Source organism: Bacteroidota bacterium (assembly GCA_018266835.1).
Lineage (GTDB): Bacteria > Bacteroidota > Ignavibacteria > Tepidaquicellales > Tepidaquicellaceae > JAFDZO01.
Genome location: JAFDZP010000003.1, coordinates 174,096 through 192,055, shown reverse-complemented (window position 1 = coordinate 192,055; position 17,960 = coordinate 174,096). Strand labels below are relative to the sequence as shown.

At 34.6% G+C, this 17,960-nt stretch carries 11 protein-coding genes; 8 read left to right on the top strand and 3 right to left on the bottom strand.

What is annotated here, in order from left to right:
• Positions 1 to 23 precede the first annotated feature (23 nt).
• Both JST55_10255 and JST55_10250 read right to left on the bottom strand, forming a co-directional pair.
• Positions 24 to 1,079, bottom strand: coding sequence for an efflux RND transporter periplasmic adaptor subunit (locus JST55_10255; protein ID MBS1493886.1), 1,056 nt, complete (start codon positions 1,077 to 1,079; stop codon positions 24 to 26).
• A 14-nt stretch (positions 1,080 to 1,093) separates the two neighbouring features.
• Positions 1,094 to 1,771: a TetR/AcrR family transcriptional regulator gene (locus JST55_10250; GenBank protein ID MBS1493885.1), complete on the bottom strand. Its 678-nt coding sequence runs from the start codon at positions 1,769 to 1,771 to the stop codon at positions 1,094 to 1,096.
• Between the two features lie 387 nt (positions 1,772 to 2,158).
• Here JST55_10250 and JST55_10245 point away from each other — a divergent pair, with 387 nt between their 5' ends.
• The 3 genes from JST55_10245 (at position 2,159) to JST55_10235 (ending at position 5,988) form a co-directional block, all read left to right on the top strand.
• Positions 2,159 to 3,385 (top strand): T9SS type A sorting domain-containing protein, encoded by a 1,227-nt coding sequence (locus tag JST55_10245; GenBank protein ID MBS1493884.1) that lies wholly within the window; start codon positions 2,159 to 2,161, stop codon positions 3,383 to 3,385.
• A 100-nt stretch (positions 3,386 to 3,485) separates the two neighbouring features.
• Complete coding sequence (locus JST55_10240; GenBank protein ID MBS1493883.1) at positions 3,486 to 4,217, top strand: hypothetical protein; 732 nt, start codon at positions 3,486 to 3,488, stop codon at positions 4,215 to 4,217.
• 106 nt (positions 4,218 to 4,323) lie between these two features.
• Positions 4,324 to 5,988: a T9SS type A sorting domain-containing protein gene (locus JST55_10235; GenBank protein MBS1493882.1), complete on the top strand. Its 1,665-nt coding sequence runs from the start codon at positions 4,324 to 4,326 to the stop codon at positions 5,986 to 5,988.
• A gap of 563 nt (positions 5,989 to 6,551) precedes the next feature.
• Here JST55_10235 and JST55_10230 read toward each other — a convergent pair.
• On the bottom strand, positions 6,552 to 7,934 hold the full coding sequence (locus JST55_10230; GenBank protein MBS1493881.1) for a T9SS type A sorting domain-containing protein: 1,383 nt from the start codon (positions 7,932 to 7,934) through the stop codon (positions 6,552 to 6,554).
• A 321-nt stretch (positions 7,935 to 8,255) separates the two neighbouring features.
• Between JST55_10230 and JST55_10225 the strand changes: the two genes are divergently transcribed.
• The 5 genes from JST55_10225 to JST55_10205 all read left to right on the top strand — a co-directional run bounded on the left by JST55_10225 (position 8,256) and on the right by JST55_10205 (position 17,910).
• Positions 8,256 to 9,557, top strand: a complete 1,302-nt coding sequence (locus tag JST55_10225; GenBank protein MBS1493880.1) for a T9SS type A sorting domain-containing protein — start codon at positions 8,256 to 8,258, stop codon at positions 9,555 to 9,557.
• A gap of 393 nt (positions 9,558 to 9,950) precedes the next feature.
• On the top strand, positions 9,951 to 12,092 hold the full coding sequence (locus JST55_10220) for a T9SS type A sorting domain-containing protein (GenBank protein MBS1493879.1): 2,142 nt from the start codon (positions 9,951 to 9,953) through the stop codon (positions 12,090 to 12,092).
• Between the two features lie 21 nt (positions 12,093 to 12,113).
• Positions 12,114 to 13,727 carry a hypothetical protein gene (locus JST55_10215; GenBank protein MBS1493878.1) on the top strand — a complete coding sequence of 538 codons (1,614 nt, stop codon included), beginning with the start codon at positions 12,114 to 12,116 and terminating at the stop codon, positions 13,725 to 13,727.
• 412 nt (positions 13,728 to 14,139) lie between these two features.
• The gene (locus tag JST55_10210) at positions 14,140 to 14,604 is read left to right on the top strand and encodes a hypothetical protein (protein ID MBS1493877.1); all 465 of its coding nucleotides are present in this window, start codon (positions 14,140 to 14,142) and stop codon (positions 14,602 to 14,604) included.
• Positions 14,605 to 14,841: 237 nt separating this feature from the next.
• The gene (locus JST55_10205; protein MBS1493876.1) at positions 14,842 to 17,910 is read left to right on the top strand and encodes an LruC domain-containing protein; all 3,069 of its coding nucleotides are present in this window, start codon (positions 14,842 to 14,844) and stop codon (positions 17,908 to 17,910) included.
• Positions 17,911 to 17,960 lie beyond the last annotated feature (50 nt).

Below are 17,960 nucleotides of genomic sequence, written 5' to 3'. Positions count from 1 at the left end.
AAATTTTGGGTTCTTCTACTGGATTATTTTACAATTGATACTTCTGTGCCGTCTTTTAAGTTGTTGCCGCCGGTAATAACAAGCATTTCACCAACATTCAAGCCTGAAGTCACTTCAACATCTTTATCGCCCTCAAGTCCTGTTTCAATTTTCTTCAATACTGCTTTATTGTTTTCAATCACGTAAACGTGCGCATCTCTTATGCTTCCTACTATTGCTTCTCTTGGGATTGCAATGCTTGTCCTTCCTTTAATCGTGCTGAAGTCTATTCTTGCAAACATACCTGCCTTTAAAGGACTTCTCTTCGAGTTGTTTATTATTATCTCTACAGGATATGTATGCGCTTCGTCACCTTTGGGAGCGATAACAGAAATCTTTCCGTCAAATGTCTCATCAGGATAAATATCCGTTGTTACCGTTACATTATCACCGACTCTCAGTCTGAATACCTCTGTCTCCGGTACGTTCACTCTTACTTTCAGCTTCGATATATCTACCATGTTTGCTATCAAAGTACCTGGAGCAACGTAGCTGCCGACTTCAATATTTTTCGTATTTATTATTCCGCCCATCGGTGCGTTTATCTTCGTATCTTTAACATTTCTGTAAGCTGTGTTCAACGCAAGCTGCGCATTATTGAAAGCAAACAGATACTGCTCAAGCTGGCTTTGAGTTGCAGCGTCTTCTTTTACAAGCTGCTGATATCTCTCAAGGTCCTGCTTAGCTTTATTATAATTATTTTCCGCTGTTTCAACTGCTATGCTTTTAAGTTCGTTATCAAGAGTAACAAGTACGCTGCCTTGTCCTTTGAAATCGCCTTCTTTAAAGTTAACCGAACGTATTCTGCCCGGAACTTCTGTAGCAATGTTTACTTCCTTAAAAGGATTTATTACGCCTACTAAGTTAAGTGAATTTTTTATTTCCTTTTCTGAGACAGGAATTACATTCACGGGAATCTTAGTGGAAAAATCATTCGAAGTTTTTAGCTTTTCTGCTGCCTTCTTTTTGTTCTGCATCAGAGTAAAAACTATAGCTCCTATTGCTAAAATTGCAAAAACTATTACCAGTAATTTTTTCATTTATGTGTATATTATTAATTATAATTATTTTGACTTAGATTTATTTTTCCTATTTGGTTGGCGAGATTATTTTTTTCTTTCTCGTATAATTTTTTGCCCTTCTCGGTAAGTATTCCGTTGAGAAGAAGCTCCATTGTGTAGCTGAATAATTCCTTTACGTTCAGCTTTGAGTTCATCATAAAGTCTGCATTAAGCACTGCCTTCACTGTAGAGATCATGCAAGTGATAATTATTTCCACGGGATAATTTTCTATCAGCTTTTCTTTCTTGCCCTGCTCTATAAGTTTCTTCATCGTCTCTTCAATCATCTGGATTTTGAATTTATCCATTTCGCTCCAGAGCTGTGGAGTGTGTATCTGAAGGTCTCTGAACCATTTTTCGCTCATGCACAAAAATCTTTCGCGGTTAAGGTTCAGTATCTTTACAAATTTTATTACAACATTGTCATCGGTTTTCAGGAATTCGCTTATTTTATTGGAGTCGCACATCATTTTATCCATTACAATATGCTCTACAAGCTTATCCTTGCTTGCATAATATTTGTAGATTGTTTTTTTGCTTATCTGAAGCTCGCGCGCAAGCTCATCCATGGATGTTTTATAGAAGCCCTCTTTCTGGAATTTATCCTGTGCGTATCGTAGAATTCTTTCATTATCCTTCGATAGCTCTTCAGGATGTAAGTTGTTCATCATAATTTTAAAGTGTTGTTAGGAGGTGTTAAATTTGTAGTACGGAACAATTCCGGCAATGTTTCAACGGAAACCGAAATCGTTTATTGAGTTTCCAAATTAGGAAGGATGAATTTTAAAGTCAAGCACAAAAATACTGCGGAAACGAAAAATGGGAATGAGGTTTCCGGGGGAGAGCAAATAATTAATTGTAAAAAAAAGAAAAATCAACAAATAATTTACATACATATTGAAATTACAGTTGATTATTTATTGAATTTGTTTTAAGTTAGTATGAGCGGCACACCTTAAAATACCCCGGATCACTTCTTAAATACTAGGTAAGAGTATTTACGATAAGTAGTTTTTTATTGTAAATAAATTATACTTCTATAACTATATTAATTCTTCATGAAAAAAATAATTTTATATTTTATACTATTTATTTACTGCGGAGTAAATGCACAATGGGTAAACCAATACAACTCTCCCGGTACAGATTTTTATGATCTGGAATTTATAAATAATAAAACAGGATGGGTCTGCGGAACGGGAGGAACAATTATGAAGACAACTAATGCGGGAGTAAACTGGGTTCAACAGGTAACCAATGTTCCGGATAAGCCTCTTTTAGGAATACATGCCGTTAATGAAAATGTTTTGTTTTGTGTGGGATATTTCCAAACAATGTTAAAAACAACGAATGGTGGGAATAACTGGATTATTTTGGAAAACGGACCTTCCGGAATGGGAAATTCTTATACGGCGACATTCTTTATTAATGAGCAAACAGGCTGGGCTGGAGGATTCATAGGCGGATTTATTAAAAAAACAACAAATGGCGGTTTGAATTTTTTTAATCAAGAATTAAATCTCGTTACATACGATTTATATTTTAAAGATAGTTTAAACGGTATTGGTTGTAGCGGGGCAGCAACTATAGCAAGAACGAGTAACGGAGGAGAGAATTGGCAGATTGATGAATATTTTTCGCTATCTCATGGGTCGGGAAATTTTGAAAGCATGTCCTTTATAAATGATTTAACAGGTTATATTGTTGCCAGGAACAGATTGGTATATAAAACAACAAACTTTGGAGTAAACTGGGATAGTATAAGTTATGTATATAATTCTATTGAGCCATTTTGCGTAAAATTTATAAATGATTCAGTCGGATATTGCGCAGGTTCATCAGGTGAAGTATTTAAGAGTAAAGATAGAGGATTAACATGGATTAGACAAACAAACCAAATAGGAGGTTTTATTGATGATATAAATGGTTTTGGAGATTCTTTATGGGTATGCGCAAGCTTAGGAAAAATTGGGTTTACAGCCAATGGCGGAGTGTTTATACAGAATATTTCTTCTGAGATACCTTCATCATATAATTTATATCAGAATTATCCAAATCCTTTCAACGGACAGACTAATATAGAATTTGAAATAAGGAATAAAGATGTATATAGTTTTTCAGTTTTCGATATAATGGGAAGAGAAGTTTATTCGGAAAAGAAATATCTGATAGAAGGCAAATATAAAATAAATCTGAAGCTTGATAATTTTTCAACTGGAATTTACTTCTACAAACTATCTTCTGCTAAAGTAACTTTAACAAAAAAAATGACAATGATAAAATAGCCATATTAAAATAAAAAGCCCTCTGACTTCGGCAAGTCATTTAAGATAAAATCTTAAACTTTTAGAGGGCTTATTTTATTAATTTACAACAAAACAAATTATGAAAACGCTTCGTAATTTTCATTTCATTTATTTTTCTTTGTTTTTTTTATTTCTTTTACCTTCAATTCGCGCTCAGGACAATGACTGCGGAACACAGGATGAACTTACCTCCCTGGCTTCAAACGGTAATTTTATCGGAGGCTATTTGAAACCCCAGAGGACTGACCTAACTAACGGGAATCCTGCTCCCTCCAATGCTACATTTAATATTATTTTAGTTTTTATCAGGTTCAAAAATGATAATTATTATGAACCGGACTGGCCAGCCGGAAGTTCTCCATATTATATGAATAATCTTCTTGCAACTACAAAAAATATAAGTGGAGATTTCTGGAACAGGTACAGCTCAAGCACTGAATTACTTTCCGATTATTACCAGGAAGTAAGCAGGGGAACAATGCACGTAACAGGTATAGCCCGCTATATAGAAACAGACTACAATAATTCAGATTACAGGCCGACATGGAATGGCGGCTTGGGATATGACGCACTGCTTGAAGAAATTTACGGAAAACTAAAAAACGACCTGTCAATACACTGGCTAGATTTTGACCAATGGAAGCAGGGAAGTACTGATGGTAATTTTGAATATTTTCCTGATGGTCATATTGATATGATGGGATTAATTTTCAGAAGAGATTCTGCTCGTGTTTCTGCTGCACCCGGTGCTGCGGGATATGTACCTTTAGGTGGACCATCTGAATATTTAATTGATCCGAGAAAATCATAAATATATTGGTGCAATCAGAAATTTTGAAGGTTCAGGATTTGTTGCTATAGGTAATAATGGGGTAGCAATAAACAAAAATAAAGTAATTGGAGTCTGTATTCACGAAATGGGACATTATTTTTTTGGAAATAACCATTCAACATCCGGTATAATGTCCTCACGAGGAGGAATAAGTATGAATGATTTTTTTTATTCCGGTTTTGAAAGATATAAGCTTGGATACATTGACGCTCAAAATGTCACTTTTTCAACAAGTGGTTATTCAATAGAAGACGTTTCGGGTAGAGGTTCGAGTAATAATATTCTATCTCTTAGAGTACCAATAAACGGAAATGAATTTTTCCTGATAGAAAACAGGAGAAAAACATCTCAGTTTGATACATACATGCTTGGAGATACATCTCAAAATGATCCTTTCAGGAATACCGGAGATTATGGAAAAGGAGTTTACATTTATCATACTATGAATAGTTTGAATTACACAAGTAATGTAGATATTGAGTGTGCTGACGGATTATGGAATTGGGATATTGATGGTTCCCAACTTCCAGACTGGGATCCAGTAAATGCTTTGCCATTATTAAAAAGAGTATCTTTGCCAAATCCACTTTTAAACGATAACACACCAGATTTTCAAGTTTCTAACTATTATAGCAATGCAGACGGTGTTTCAGCAAGAAAAAATGGTTGGGAATGCTGGTTTAGTGTTGGGAAAAATAATTCTTCTACAGGATTATCCGGAACCGATAAAATATACACTAATTATCCGGAATATTGGACTTCAAGAGAACTTTGGGGAGACAGATTTGACGCATGGAATTTAGGTTATAATGAAATTTTTTCTCCTTACTCTAATCCTAACACGAATGATGCAAATAACTCGAATACCGGTTCAGGAGGATATGGAACGGGAATTTTCATTTACTATAATGGATTAAGCGGCAATACGGCAAATTTTAATATCTATAAAGCTACCGACCAAACTTCACTGAACTCAATTTTAGCAGCGACACCTCCATCCAAACCGATGATAATTGGAATAGAAGAATATTTTGACGGCACAACTTGTCATCCTAAAATTGTATGGAGACAAAATACAGAACCGGATATGCGCAGAAGCGGTGAAACAAAAGCAATAGTTTATAAAAAATATAACATATATAAATCGCATAAGCCTTGGGAAGGTGTTCTTCCAAATGACCAGCAGTTTTATCCTGAAAATAAATATACATTAATAGGATCAGTATTAGCCGACCCTGATGCCTTGGATGCAAATTTTGTAGATAACAGTGTTAATTTATACAGCTGCACACAATATAATACATTTCCAAACGGAACATCATACCCTGTACGTTACAGAGTACAGGCAGTAGATAATACTGACTGGGGTTCTGTTCTATCGGATTTTAGACAAACACATGGAATTGATACTGAAGAAGGGGAACCTATAGATCCTCCGGAAGGCAGACCCGGCCATGGTTCAAATGAAGAAGAAAGTTTAATGCCAAAAAAATTCGCTTTGTATCAGAATTATCCTAATCCGTTCAATCCAAAAACAAATATTCAGTACGATTTGGTAAAAGATAATTTTGTAAGTGTTAAGGTCTATGATCTACTTGGGAAAGAAGTCGCTATATTAGTTAGTGATTTCAAACAAGCAGGAAGTTATTCTGTTTCATTTGATGGAAGTAAACTGGGAAGTGGAATTTATTTTTACAGAATTGAAGCAGGCAATTTTATTGATACTAAACGAATGGTTCTTGTAAAATAAAAGAACAAAATGAAATGATATAGACGGGGCTAACGCCCCGTTTTATTTTTACAAAATTTCTCCCAATACCTACTAATAAGGAATAATTTTTTTTTTATAAATCTATTCTGTTTATATTATTACGCTTATTTCAATTAACAATTATCAGTTAACAATTATCAGAAAAAAAATCCGACATTTTTCAATTAACAATTATCAGTTAACAATTATCAGAAAAAAAATCCGGCTATTTCCCGACATTTTTAAAATTAATTTGTAACTCGTAATTTGAAACTTGTAACTGAAATTATAACCATCCCTACTAATAGGGACGAACAACTTTGAAAAAAAATTTATTCTTTATATATTTTAGAAGCTTTATTTACTAGAGCAAAACTCACCGGAAACGGTGTATAAAAATGCCAAAACACCGGTTTTAATAAAACAATATCTTAACTGAAAACTTACTAGGGGGCGTAAATTTCGCATTATGTTTTTTCAATACTTAAAGGGTTAACAAAAGGGCACAAAAAAGCCCTTTAAAATTTCTTTTAAAGGGCTCCTTTTTCTCTCTTTTAACTAATTTATTTAATCAAACTCATTTTCATTGTCTTTATAAAATCTCCCGCTGAAATACGGTAATAATAAATTCCGCTTGAGCGACCCTTCGCATCCCATGAAGTTGTATATGTTCCGGGAGCTAAATTTTCATTAACAAGCTCTTCAATTTTTCTGCCTGTTCCGTCAAAGACTTCGAGCCTTACATTACCGCTTTTTATTACGTCAAACTTTATTGTTGTTGTAGGATTGAAGGGGTTCGGGTAGTTCTGATATACGTTATATGAGTCAGGAACTCTTGTTGAAATATTATTTACAAGCACTCCGCCGTGATATGTAGAAATTACATCGGCGTTGTTGCCGACTGCCCATCCGAGATCTGCATATGGGAAGTAAATGCAATTCAGGTTATTTATGTTAGGAGTAATCTGATTAATCCAGGTATCACCTAAATCGTATGATACGTAAACAAGTCCGTTCTCGCCGCAGATAAAACCTCTGTAAGTGCTGAAGTAAGTCGGCCAGCTCATTGACTTGAACATATTAGAGTTTGTGAAAGTCTGTATAGTCCAGCTCTGTCCGCCGTTAGTTGTTTTTAAAATCTTTGCGCGGTTGCCTTCTGCTCCGCCGCCACATGCCCATCCTGTTTGTTCATTGATGAATTTTATATCGTTGATATATATTCCGTTGATAGTAGTCCCTGTAACGTTCCAGTTTACCCCCATGTTAGTAGTTTTCAGAAGGGTTGTATTGTTAGAGGAATTTGTTGCAGTTATCCAGCCTGTATTTGTATTAATAAATGATATAGCCCGGAATGTTCCGAGTGTTAAAACTGAATTATCTGTATAAGTTGTGAATGTGAATCCTGTAGCGCCCTGCCCGGCATTAGTTGTTTTATAAATTCTTCCGGCATTTACATCATCAAATCTACCGCCTACAATAAATCCTGTGAAAGCATTTATGAAGTGGAGAGTTTTAAAGTCTATATAATTGATAGTGCTGTTAGTCCATATTGTTCCGCCGTTATTTGTCTGTAAGATAACTCCTGCAGGGGGATTGCTGTTGTTTACATAACCGCATGCGTATACATAATTTTGCGAACCTTGTATTCCTTCAATTTTTTGTAAATAATTCTGATAAGAATTAGAAAGCTGAACATTCCACTGATTGCTATCGCCGCCGTTAACTGTTTTGAAAATTTTTCCATGTGTACCACAGACCCAGCCGACGGAATCGTTTGCAAAGTAAACCGAATTGTAAGTATAATTAGTATCGTTAGTGGATTGCGCATACCACATGCCTGCGGCTTGCGGATAAGAATCTGAGAAAGAGACTAAAAATAAAATCAGTAATGCCCCTGTAAATGAATACTGAAACTTACTGCTTAATTTATTATTTTTTATTTTCATGGTTGTTAATCGCAAATTACTTGGTATATAATTTGAAGTTACTCAATGTATATCAAATACTATACCGCTAAGTATTTGAGTAAATAGTAAAATTAAGACTATTTTTGGATTGTTTATTTCTGATACATAAAAAATAACATAGTGTGGATACTTCTTTAATAAACATTTTAACTATAAAAACGTTGTTAATTAAAAAATAGTTCAACACTATATTTTTTGATTGTTTATATATAATTGAGTTTCGAAAGATTGTTCAGTTTTTTCGGAGGTAGAAAATTTTAATTTGCAGATAGCAAATAAATCCTTTATTTTGCAGAGTACATGATACATTTTTACAAAAAAATATTAGTTATAATTGCTTTATTATTAACAAACTTAGCAATTATCTCTTCAAGTGTCAAGGCACAGTGGTCTATTCCCGGAACTTCGGCTGGTGATACTGTAGTCGGATATTGTATGACCTCAATTGGAAATACTCTCATATCAGGCAAACAGGGAATTGCCTACTCTACTAATTTCGGGGCACATTGGGTAATAACATTTCAGGGACTTCCATATTCAACCTGGCTGCCGGATTATTCCAAATCATTGTATACTAAAGGAAATGAAGTTTTTCTTGGAATTGATGTAAATGGTACACCTCCCGGCTCAGTAGGTGTATACAAAAGTTTAGATAGCGGAAAGTCCTGGTTTCCCAGTGCTGCCGGAATGGTTGAAGGCACACCTGTTTATTGTTTTATTACGAAAGATAATCTAATTTTTGCAGGCACTGATGACGGAGTGTATGTATCATCAAACAGCGGGCAGAACTGGACTAAACCTTCCACTTTCCTTGACGAAAAAACAATTTCATGTTTTTGTGTTAACGGTAATACTCTATTTTTAGGAATACTCGGCTCCACGGCGACAAACGGACTTGGAGTATATGCTTCTACGAATAATGGTGCGACATGGACTGCTGTAAATTATGGTTTTCCTGCATTCACTACAATTTTTTCGATGGTGAATTATAACGGTTATATTTACGGAACATCATACGACGGTCAGGTATTCAGAACAACAAACAACGGCGCTTTATGGAGCTTAGTCAATAACGGAATACCTAATTTTTATAACCCGGTTTATGCAATTGCAAAGTTCAATAATAATCTGATTGTTGGATGCAACGAAGGAATTTATATTACGACAAATCAGGGACAGCTTTGGTATCCAATCAATCAGGGAATTCCTACCGGGAGCCAGTTTCAGTTTAATGCAATTACAAAATGCGGAAATTATGTATTTGCTCCGGCAAACAATGGCATTTACAGAAGAGACTTGAATCAGGTTGGCGTACAGAATATTTCAAGCATCGTTTCAGATAGTTATATACTTTCACAAAATTATCCTAATCCTTTCAATCCCACAACAAAAATAAAATTCGAGCTGCCGAAATCTTCATTTGTTTCTCTGAAGGTTTATAATTCTGCAGGTAAAGAAATTGAATTTCTTGTTAATGAAAAACTTGGAGCAGGAGTTTATGAAGAGACTTTCAATGCTGAAAAGTTAAGCTCAGGAATTTACTTTTATAAAATCACGACAGATGATTTTGTTCAGACAAAAAAAATGCTGCTTGTGAAATAATTTTTCCTATACCTGCCAATAGGGAACATCTTCTTTTATTTTCAAAAATAATTTCTTAATTTGATTCGATTCGATTCATAAATTTTGCTTGAATCAAAACAGTCGAATTGGAAAACACATCCCGGCTGAATTTCTAAAAACTCAAATATTGTTTTTACAATACCAAGGTCTTAAAAATCCGTCAAAAACCCGTCATTTCAAAAAATATTTTCAAAAAGGAAATAAATAATAATTATTACAATCTTAATAATTGTGAATTAGATTGGTATTCAATGAATAAATCAGATTTCATGAAATCAAAAAACGAAAACTTATCCGTAAAGTTCAAAGACTTCAACCTTTTCTCTTCTATCAATAATTATTAATTTGAACTAACTTAAAGAAAAATTTGCTATGAAAAAGTTTTTACTATCCCTTTTCATTTTTAGTATAATGACTTTAAATTTTTCAGTTTCTTACTCACAATGGATTATGAGAAGTCCGTACCCGACGGTAAACGACGTTTACGATTTTTATGCATTCAGCGCAAATAATATTATCGGAGTTACATACGGAATCAGCATAGGAGAAACGATGCTTACTTTCGACGGCGGGACAACATGGCAGGTGCAGAGTGCATTACCTGAAAGACCTTTCCGCAGAGTATTCTTTGCAAACTCTCAGACAGGTTATGCTATAGGCGGAGGACCTAGCGATAAACCTTTGAAATCAACTAACGGAGGACTTAACTGGGTATCTCTTTCAACTTCAATTGATACTACTAAATACGGACTCGACTTTGCGAATGCAACTACAGGCTGGATGATGGGCTTTAATGGATTTATTCAAAAAACAACGGATGGCGGTACAACATGGATAACGCAATCAAGTGCAAGTTCTTCCTCAAAAACTATCTGGTGCACTGATGCTGTTGATGCAAACCTAATATTTGCTTCAGCCAGCGATAATACGATACTAAAATCAATAAACGGCGGAACAAACTTTACAGTCCTTCCCACAATTTTCACTCCTTCTACCGATGACTTCAGATTCATTAAATTTATAAATTCATCTACAGGTTTTGTAATGGGTGAAAGACAAAGAATTGCACGCACTACAAACGGCGGAACAACATGGGACTCTGTTTACGGAAATAACACGGGTTCAATAATTTTATACAGCGCAGATTTTAATTCCAATAATACTATAGGGCTCGCTATTGGAACATCAGGAAAAATTTTAAGAACGACTAATACAGGTCAGACCTGGGATATAATAACAACTGCTTTTACAGATGACTTCTTTTGCGTAAGGTTTTCTGATAATAATACTGCTTATATAGGCGGTAAGAGCGGAAGAATTTTAAAATCAACCGATGCAGGACTTACCTGGGCAGATATCAGCAAACGAATTTCTTCGGGTACACTGAACGGAGTATCATTTGCAAATAATACGGTTGGATTTATTTCAGGCAATTCAGGTTTTATTGCAAAGACTACTAATGAAGGAGTGACATATACACCTCAGACATCAGGAGTTACAACTCAGCTAGCAAATGTAAAAGCAGTTACCCCAAACGTTGCATACATTGCCGGATATAACGGAGTAATTCTTGCGACTACAAACGGAGGAACTAACTGGATATCGCAGACATCATCAGCAGGAACCAATGATCTTCTTGCAGTGGATTTTTTAAATACAACAACTGGATTTGTTGGTGGTGAAGGCGGAGTTGTTCTGAAAACTACAAACGGCGGAACGAACTGGACTGCTTTAACTGCTCCCGAAGCAGGATTTCTTACATGGAGTATGGATTTTCTTAATGAGAATACCGGTTACGTTTGTGGAAGTTTAAACGGGAAAGTATATAAAACAACAAACAGCGGACAGAGCTGGGCACAGCAGGTGAATGACGGAAGTATGATCGGTATGTTTGCAATTAGTTTTGCAAATGAGCTTACAGGTTTTGCATCAGGCTCAGCAGGAAAGGTGTATTCCACAACTAACGGAGGGGTGAACTGGGTGAACAGCGCTAATCTGGGGCAGTCAATATGGGGAATGGATTTTGCGAATGCATTAACTGGCATTGCAGTCGGCGGCGGAGGATATACATTTATGACAACTGACGGCGGTGCAACATGGGCAGCGCCTCCGAGAAGAAGCTTTAATCAACTGAATGCTGTGCATTTTAACGATGACGGAAATCTTGCATGGACAGTCGGTAATTTAGGACTCGTGCTAGAGTATGATAATCCTTTAGTAAGTGTTACACAAACAGGAAAAAATGTACCCGAAAAATTTACTCTGATGCAGAATTACCCGAATCCTTTTAATCCATCAACAAAAATAAATTATGAGTTACCTGTTTCAAATAATGTAACTCTCAGAGTTTATGATATGATGGGCAGGGAAGTATATGAACTTGTAAATGCAAATCAGTCAGCGGGAAGTTATTCAGTTTCATTTGATGCATCAAAATTATCCAGCGGAGTATATTATTATAAGTTAACGGCGGGAGATTTTACAGAGACTAAGAAGATGCTGCTTGTAAAGTAACGTTTTAAAAATGTGACAATAATGCTGCAAAATAAAAAATTTGTGAACCTAAATTATAAATTGAATAAAGTTTATTATGGATTAATAATTTTTATTTTATTGTTTAATTTCAATAAAGCGCAGTCTCAATATTACTTTGATGAATCCAAATTAAAACCTGAAGTAAAAGAAATTTTACTTAAACTAGCAAAAGATAATAAAATATACAGCAGCTTTATAGGTCTTGTAGGTGTTGAATCACCCACGCAAAAATCATTGGATAAATTATCCAAGCAGGATACTACTCTGCTTATTTCTTTAACACGTCACCCCAATCCTGTAATAAGGTGCTATTCATTCCGGGCGCTTACAAACAAAGGTTTTAAAAATTTCTTTCCATTATTGATTGAACATATACAGGATACTTCGAGGGTAGAATGTATGTATGCCGATGTAATATTCAGGCAAAAAGCAGGGGACTTTTTTATTGATAATGTAAAATTTGAATACACCAATGCATTTGATTACGCAATGCCGAACCAGGTATATCTGGATTCTTTACAAAAATATATTCTGGATAGTGTAATTATTTTTACTGATAATAAATTGGATTATCTTAAGAATATTCTTTTTAATAAAAATTTTAATGAAAACTATTATGACCGAATAAAGTATATTGCTTCAGAAAATATTTATGCGAACGTGGCTTTATCTAAGTATAGAAGAGAATTTGATGCAGAGATTATTTTGAAAAATTTTGAGAGGAAAAAATACGAGTATATTTACAGTAAGAACACTGATTCATATAATAATTGTTTATTTGAAGCAATCAGTATAAATCCTGATACAATTTTCTGGAGAACAGTTAAAGAAAAAATTTTAACATCAAAGATAGAACGAGGCGATAAAAATCTAGTAAAAGCTTTATTTAAGTATCAGAATGATGAATCTGAAAAATTGATTGATAGTTTGGTAAAAATCGATATAGAAGAAACCTATATTAAACATCCTTATCTGGCAATTCTTTTGTATGGATTGGAAAATTCTGCTAATGAGAATTTGCTCAAGTATAAGTTCTATATTGCAGAAAAGCACAATATAACTACACCACAAATATTTAATGAATTAGATGCCTCAGACTCAATAAGAACTTTAAAATTTGTAGAGAATTTCTTCTCCGAGTATGAAAAATTTTATTATAATTTTTCTGACTATCATTGGATAACATACAATAATTCAGAAAGAAAAATCGTAAAAAATATTTTATTGTATCGTTATAATATTGATCCAAACGGAACCTGTGACCTTATAAAAGATTTACTTATAACAAATTACCGGTATTTATTCTTTAATCATTATTTGGATGCCGCAAGATATATTAATGATGAAAGAATTAAAAATTTACTTTTAGGTATGCTTCTGAACAGGCGAAAAGTTGACGATGAATATTACTATATAATCAACGCTCTCATTTCCTATAAGGATAAAGAGCTGACAAAAAAAATGATTCTGAATTTGAAAGATAATTTATATTTGAAGTACAAGAATGATTATTCTTTAAAATACTTAATTGATTATGCCCATGAATGTGAGGAAACCATAAAAACAAAGGAAATGAATGATGTACATGATTATTTCCCCCGCGTAAACTTCTAATCCCGGGTCTGATATGTTCCTTTATAATAAAATTCATCAATGAAAAACTTTAATGCTGAATTTTAAAATTGTTAAGTATTGTTTTTACAGTATAGAGATTCTGAAAACCCGTCAAAAATCCATCAATTTTAAAAAATTTTACGTTATATTCTGAATTATAGTTTTTACTTTTTTTGATTAAATTTGAATACAAAATTAATAAAATCAATTTACGATAACTAAAAAGCAGTTATTAATTATTTTTAAGGAAAGAATAGTAGGTTTATTTTATTGTTATTATAATCTATACAGTGCTTTATTTAACGAAAATCTGTGTATTTTTTCAGGAAAACTTTTGATTATTCTTCCAGCAAATATTTTGGAAAATACTTAATTTGAAGCAAATTATTTATAAAATTAATAAAAACACTCTATGAAAATTATTATTTATCTTTTCTTAGTCACATTGTTCATTTATGCGGGTTGCAAATCTGATGATAATCCAACAACTCCATCAAATCCAACTGGAGAAGTTGAAGTAACAGCAGTATCTTTCGATTCAATTTACAGTGCATTTGGGGGCGGGCTTGTTACCCAGACAAAAAATTTTGGTACCGGGGCTTTAAACTTTACTGATAGAGACAGTACAAGAATTTCTTTTTCTTATAAAGGATTAAGTAATGCAGCTGACACATTATTATATATTACAGATACAACAAGCACAAGGCTTTACACACTTAGAGACGCTTCCGCATCTGATACATATAAGTCAGTGAACATTACAGTTCCTTCCATAAAGAAAAATTGTAATTTCTATTACACAATGAGAGCTAAAACTAACAGCGGTACAGGCTCGCCTTACTTAGTTATTAAAGATTTCAAGATGTTTAAAAAATAAAATTTCTATGTTCTCTTGCTTCATTCATTTGCGGCAAGAGAACAATCTCAAGCACCTACTGTAACCTCTTACTACCTCTGATAGTTGGTTTGCTTTTTTGTTCCTCTAAAATCCTGATCAATTCTTTAATCAAATGCTGTTAAAACAATATTTAAACCCATTCAAAATAAATGGTACAGGAATTGATATAAGGATAAGAAAATACAGACTAATTAATTTAACCATTTACTACCCCAAATGAAAAAACCATTACTAATTGTCAGCTTATTTTGCCTTCTGCTGATTTCCAACATTACATTCTCACAATCGGTGTCACCGATTATTGAAAATGTGACCAATTACGGCAACGGATATTATTTCATTTCTTACGGATACAATAATACATCCGGCTCTATAGCAAATATTCCTGTAAATAACGGAGCAGGAGTCAGAAACTTTTTTACTCCCGGAGTTATTGATAGAGGTCAGCCAACAACTTACCAGATTGGCAGACAGATTGCTGTCTGGGGTATTTGGGTTCAATACGGAACATCATTAACATGGAATCTTACTGGCAGAACTGCTACAAACGGTACCAAAAATATTACTGCAGCAATCACAGATAACAGCACGGTTATGCCTCCTATTGGGGGTCAGGTAACCTATACAATTAAATATTCAAACAATGAATCTTCAGGATTATCGAATGGAAAATTAGTCGATACAATACCTGCAGGTACTCAGTTCGTTTCTGCAACAGGCGGAGGTGTTAGTTCAGGAAATGCTGTTACCTGGAATATCGGCTCAATGAACGGGCAGACAAGCGGAACAGTAACAGTGACAATTCAGGTTGTAGCTCTTGAAGCGGCAGCAATTGGCTACAGAAATGTTGTATATTTTTCAGGTCAGTTCAACGGAGCAAATTACAGAGCATTTGGTTATGATGATAACATAGGTAACCCGACAAGAACAACTGACAGCTCATATATCGCAGCTTTTGAAGATCTGAAAGGCAGCGGCTGGAATGACTGGGATGTGAATGATTTTGTTGTAGGTATGAGAGAAAGAGTAACTTTTAATAATTCAAATCAGATCACTCAGATAGTTTTTGATTACGAAGCGCTTGCAAGAGGTTCTGCTTACGTAAATCAATTCTTACACTTTATAAAGATTCCCGGAAATTCGACTGCAACATTAGTTGTAAAAGATTCAAATGGAGTTGTGCTTCCTTCATTAGGTTATACAAATCAGAATTTTACAGACGCAGTAAACACAAGAATATTTCCCAATACATACAATGCATTACCTCCTAAACCGGGAAGAACTTTCAGCAATGTTGAAAAAGCGCAGGTCGGAATAATAAAGGGATATACTGCAACTTTAACAATAACAACTGACCCTAATTCAGTTAACTCAGGCAACTATGTAAGAGGTAACTCAAGACCTTATTTGATAAATGAAATTAATAAACAAATTGATATAGCATCACTTGCAGGAACATTGGGAAATACTCAGAACGTTGATAATAATGTTGATGCAGGTACAAGACTTTACGGTTACTTTTTAGATTTAGCATACAGACTTCCGTACAACTGGAAGTGGCCTCTTGAAGGTCCGCCAAGCGCTATATGGCGTTCATTCCCATATTTTAACAATTATATTTTAAGCTCAAAGACAGTAGCAACGGATTGGTATGTTGCTCCTGATACAAGTCTTGTCTGGAACAGAAGAGTTGTACCGGCTGACTATGCATTCAGCGGTGAAAAGAGTAAAACTTCATTCTTAAATAAATTACAAAGCATAGGATACTCAACAGATGAACTGATATTAACAGATTCAGCAGGAAGCTTCTTCAGCTCGCCAAAATTAGCTGATATAGATAACGATAACAAACTTGAAATTTTGATTGGTTCATATGATAAGAAATTCCATGCTTACAAAACAAACGGTACAGAAGTCAACGGCTTCCCTGTAACAACAACAGGTCTTATTCGTTCAACAGCAGCAGTATATTTAAATCCGAATGGAAGCAGAGTAATAGCATTCGGTTCAGATGACGGTAAGCTATATGCAGTTGATAAAAACGGAGCAAATTTACCCGGCTTCCCTGTACAAACTCCTAAAGCAATTAAATCTTCTCCGATGATTGTTGATTTAAACAATGACGGTCAAAAAGAAATAGTTGTACTTTCAGGTGACGGAAAAATGTATGCGTATTCATTTAACGGAACGGCTTTAAGCGGCTTCCCTGTACAGGTTCAAAACACAGAAGATAATTTTGGTAATATCATTATAATGCCTTCTCCGGCAGCAGTTGATCTTGACGGAAACGGCACAAAAGAAATTGTTATTGGTACATTGGATAAGACTTTGAAAGTTTTAAATTCTGACGGAAGCGTAAGATTTACGAAAACACTCGATAGTGCAGTATATTCTTCACCTTTGATTGCAAAGATTAACAGCTCTACATATAGAATTATTGTAGCAACTGCGTCAGGTTCAATTTATGTTTATGATAATGCTGGAAATCTTGTAACATCAAAAAATCTTGGCTCAGGATTTATCTCTTCTCCTGTACTTGCCGACTTAGATAAGAGCGGAACACCTCAGCTTATTGCAGCTACAATTGACGGAACGATTACCAAACTAAATGCAGTAACACTTGCAACAATGTGGGAACTACCGACGGGACAGCAGATTTATTCTTCACCGGTAATAGCTGATATAGACGGCGATAATTATTTAGATATAATCTACGGCGGACAAAACGGATTTCTTCTTCCGTTAACAAGACAAGGATACTTAGTTGATTCAACAACAATGGCAGCAGTTGAGCCTTTCGACAGCTGGATAATTTCTACCAGCGCAATCGGAGATATAGATAAGGACGGCAAGATTGATTTAGTTGCAGCTTCTATGGATAACAAGCTTAAAGCATTCAGCTTACCAGGTACTTCTGTTAATACTAAAGTATGGTGGGGCTCATTCGGAAACGACTTGGGTAATACAAGAGTAGCTGATTCATTAACATCCGTAGGTATTGTGAACAGCAGTGCTGTAGCAGACAAGTATTTGCTGGGACAGAACTATCCTAATCCGTTCAATCCAACAACAAAGATTTCATTCAGCTTGCCAAAGAACGAATTTGTAAGTGTAAAGGTATTTGATATGTCAGGAAAAGAGATAGCACAGTTAGTCAATAATGAAATGAAGACAGGAGTATATGAGTATCAGTTCGATGGCAGCAAGTTAGCAAGCGGAGTGTATTTCTATAGAATCACAACACCAAACTTTACAGAAACAAAGAAGATGACATTAGTGAAGTAATAAATTCACAGTTGATTTAACCCCAAATCCCGTTATACGAAAGTGTAGCG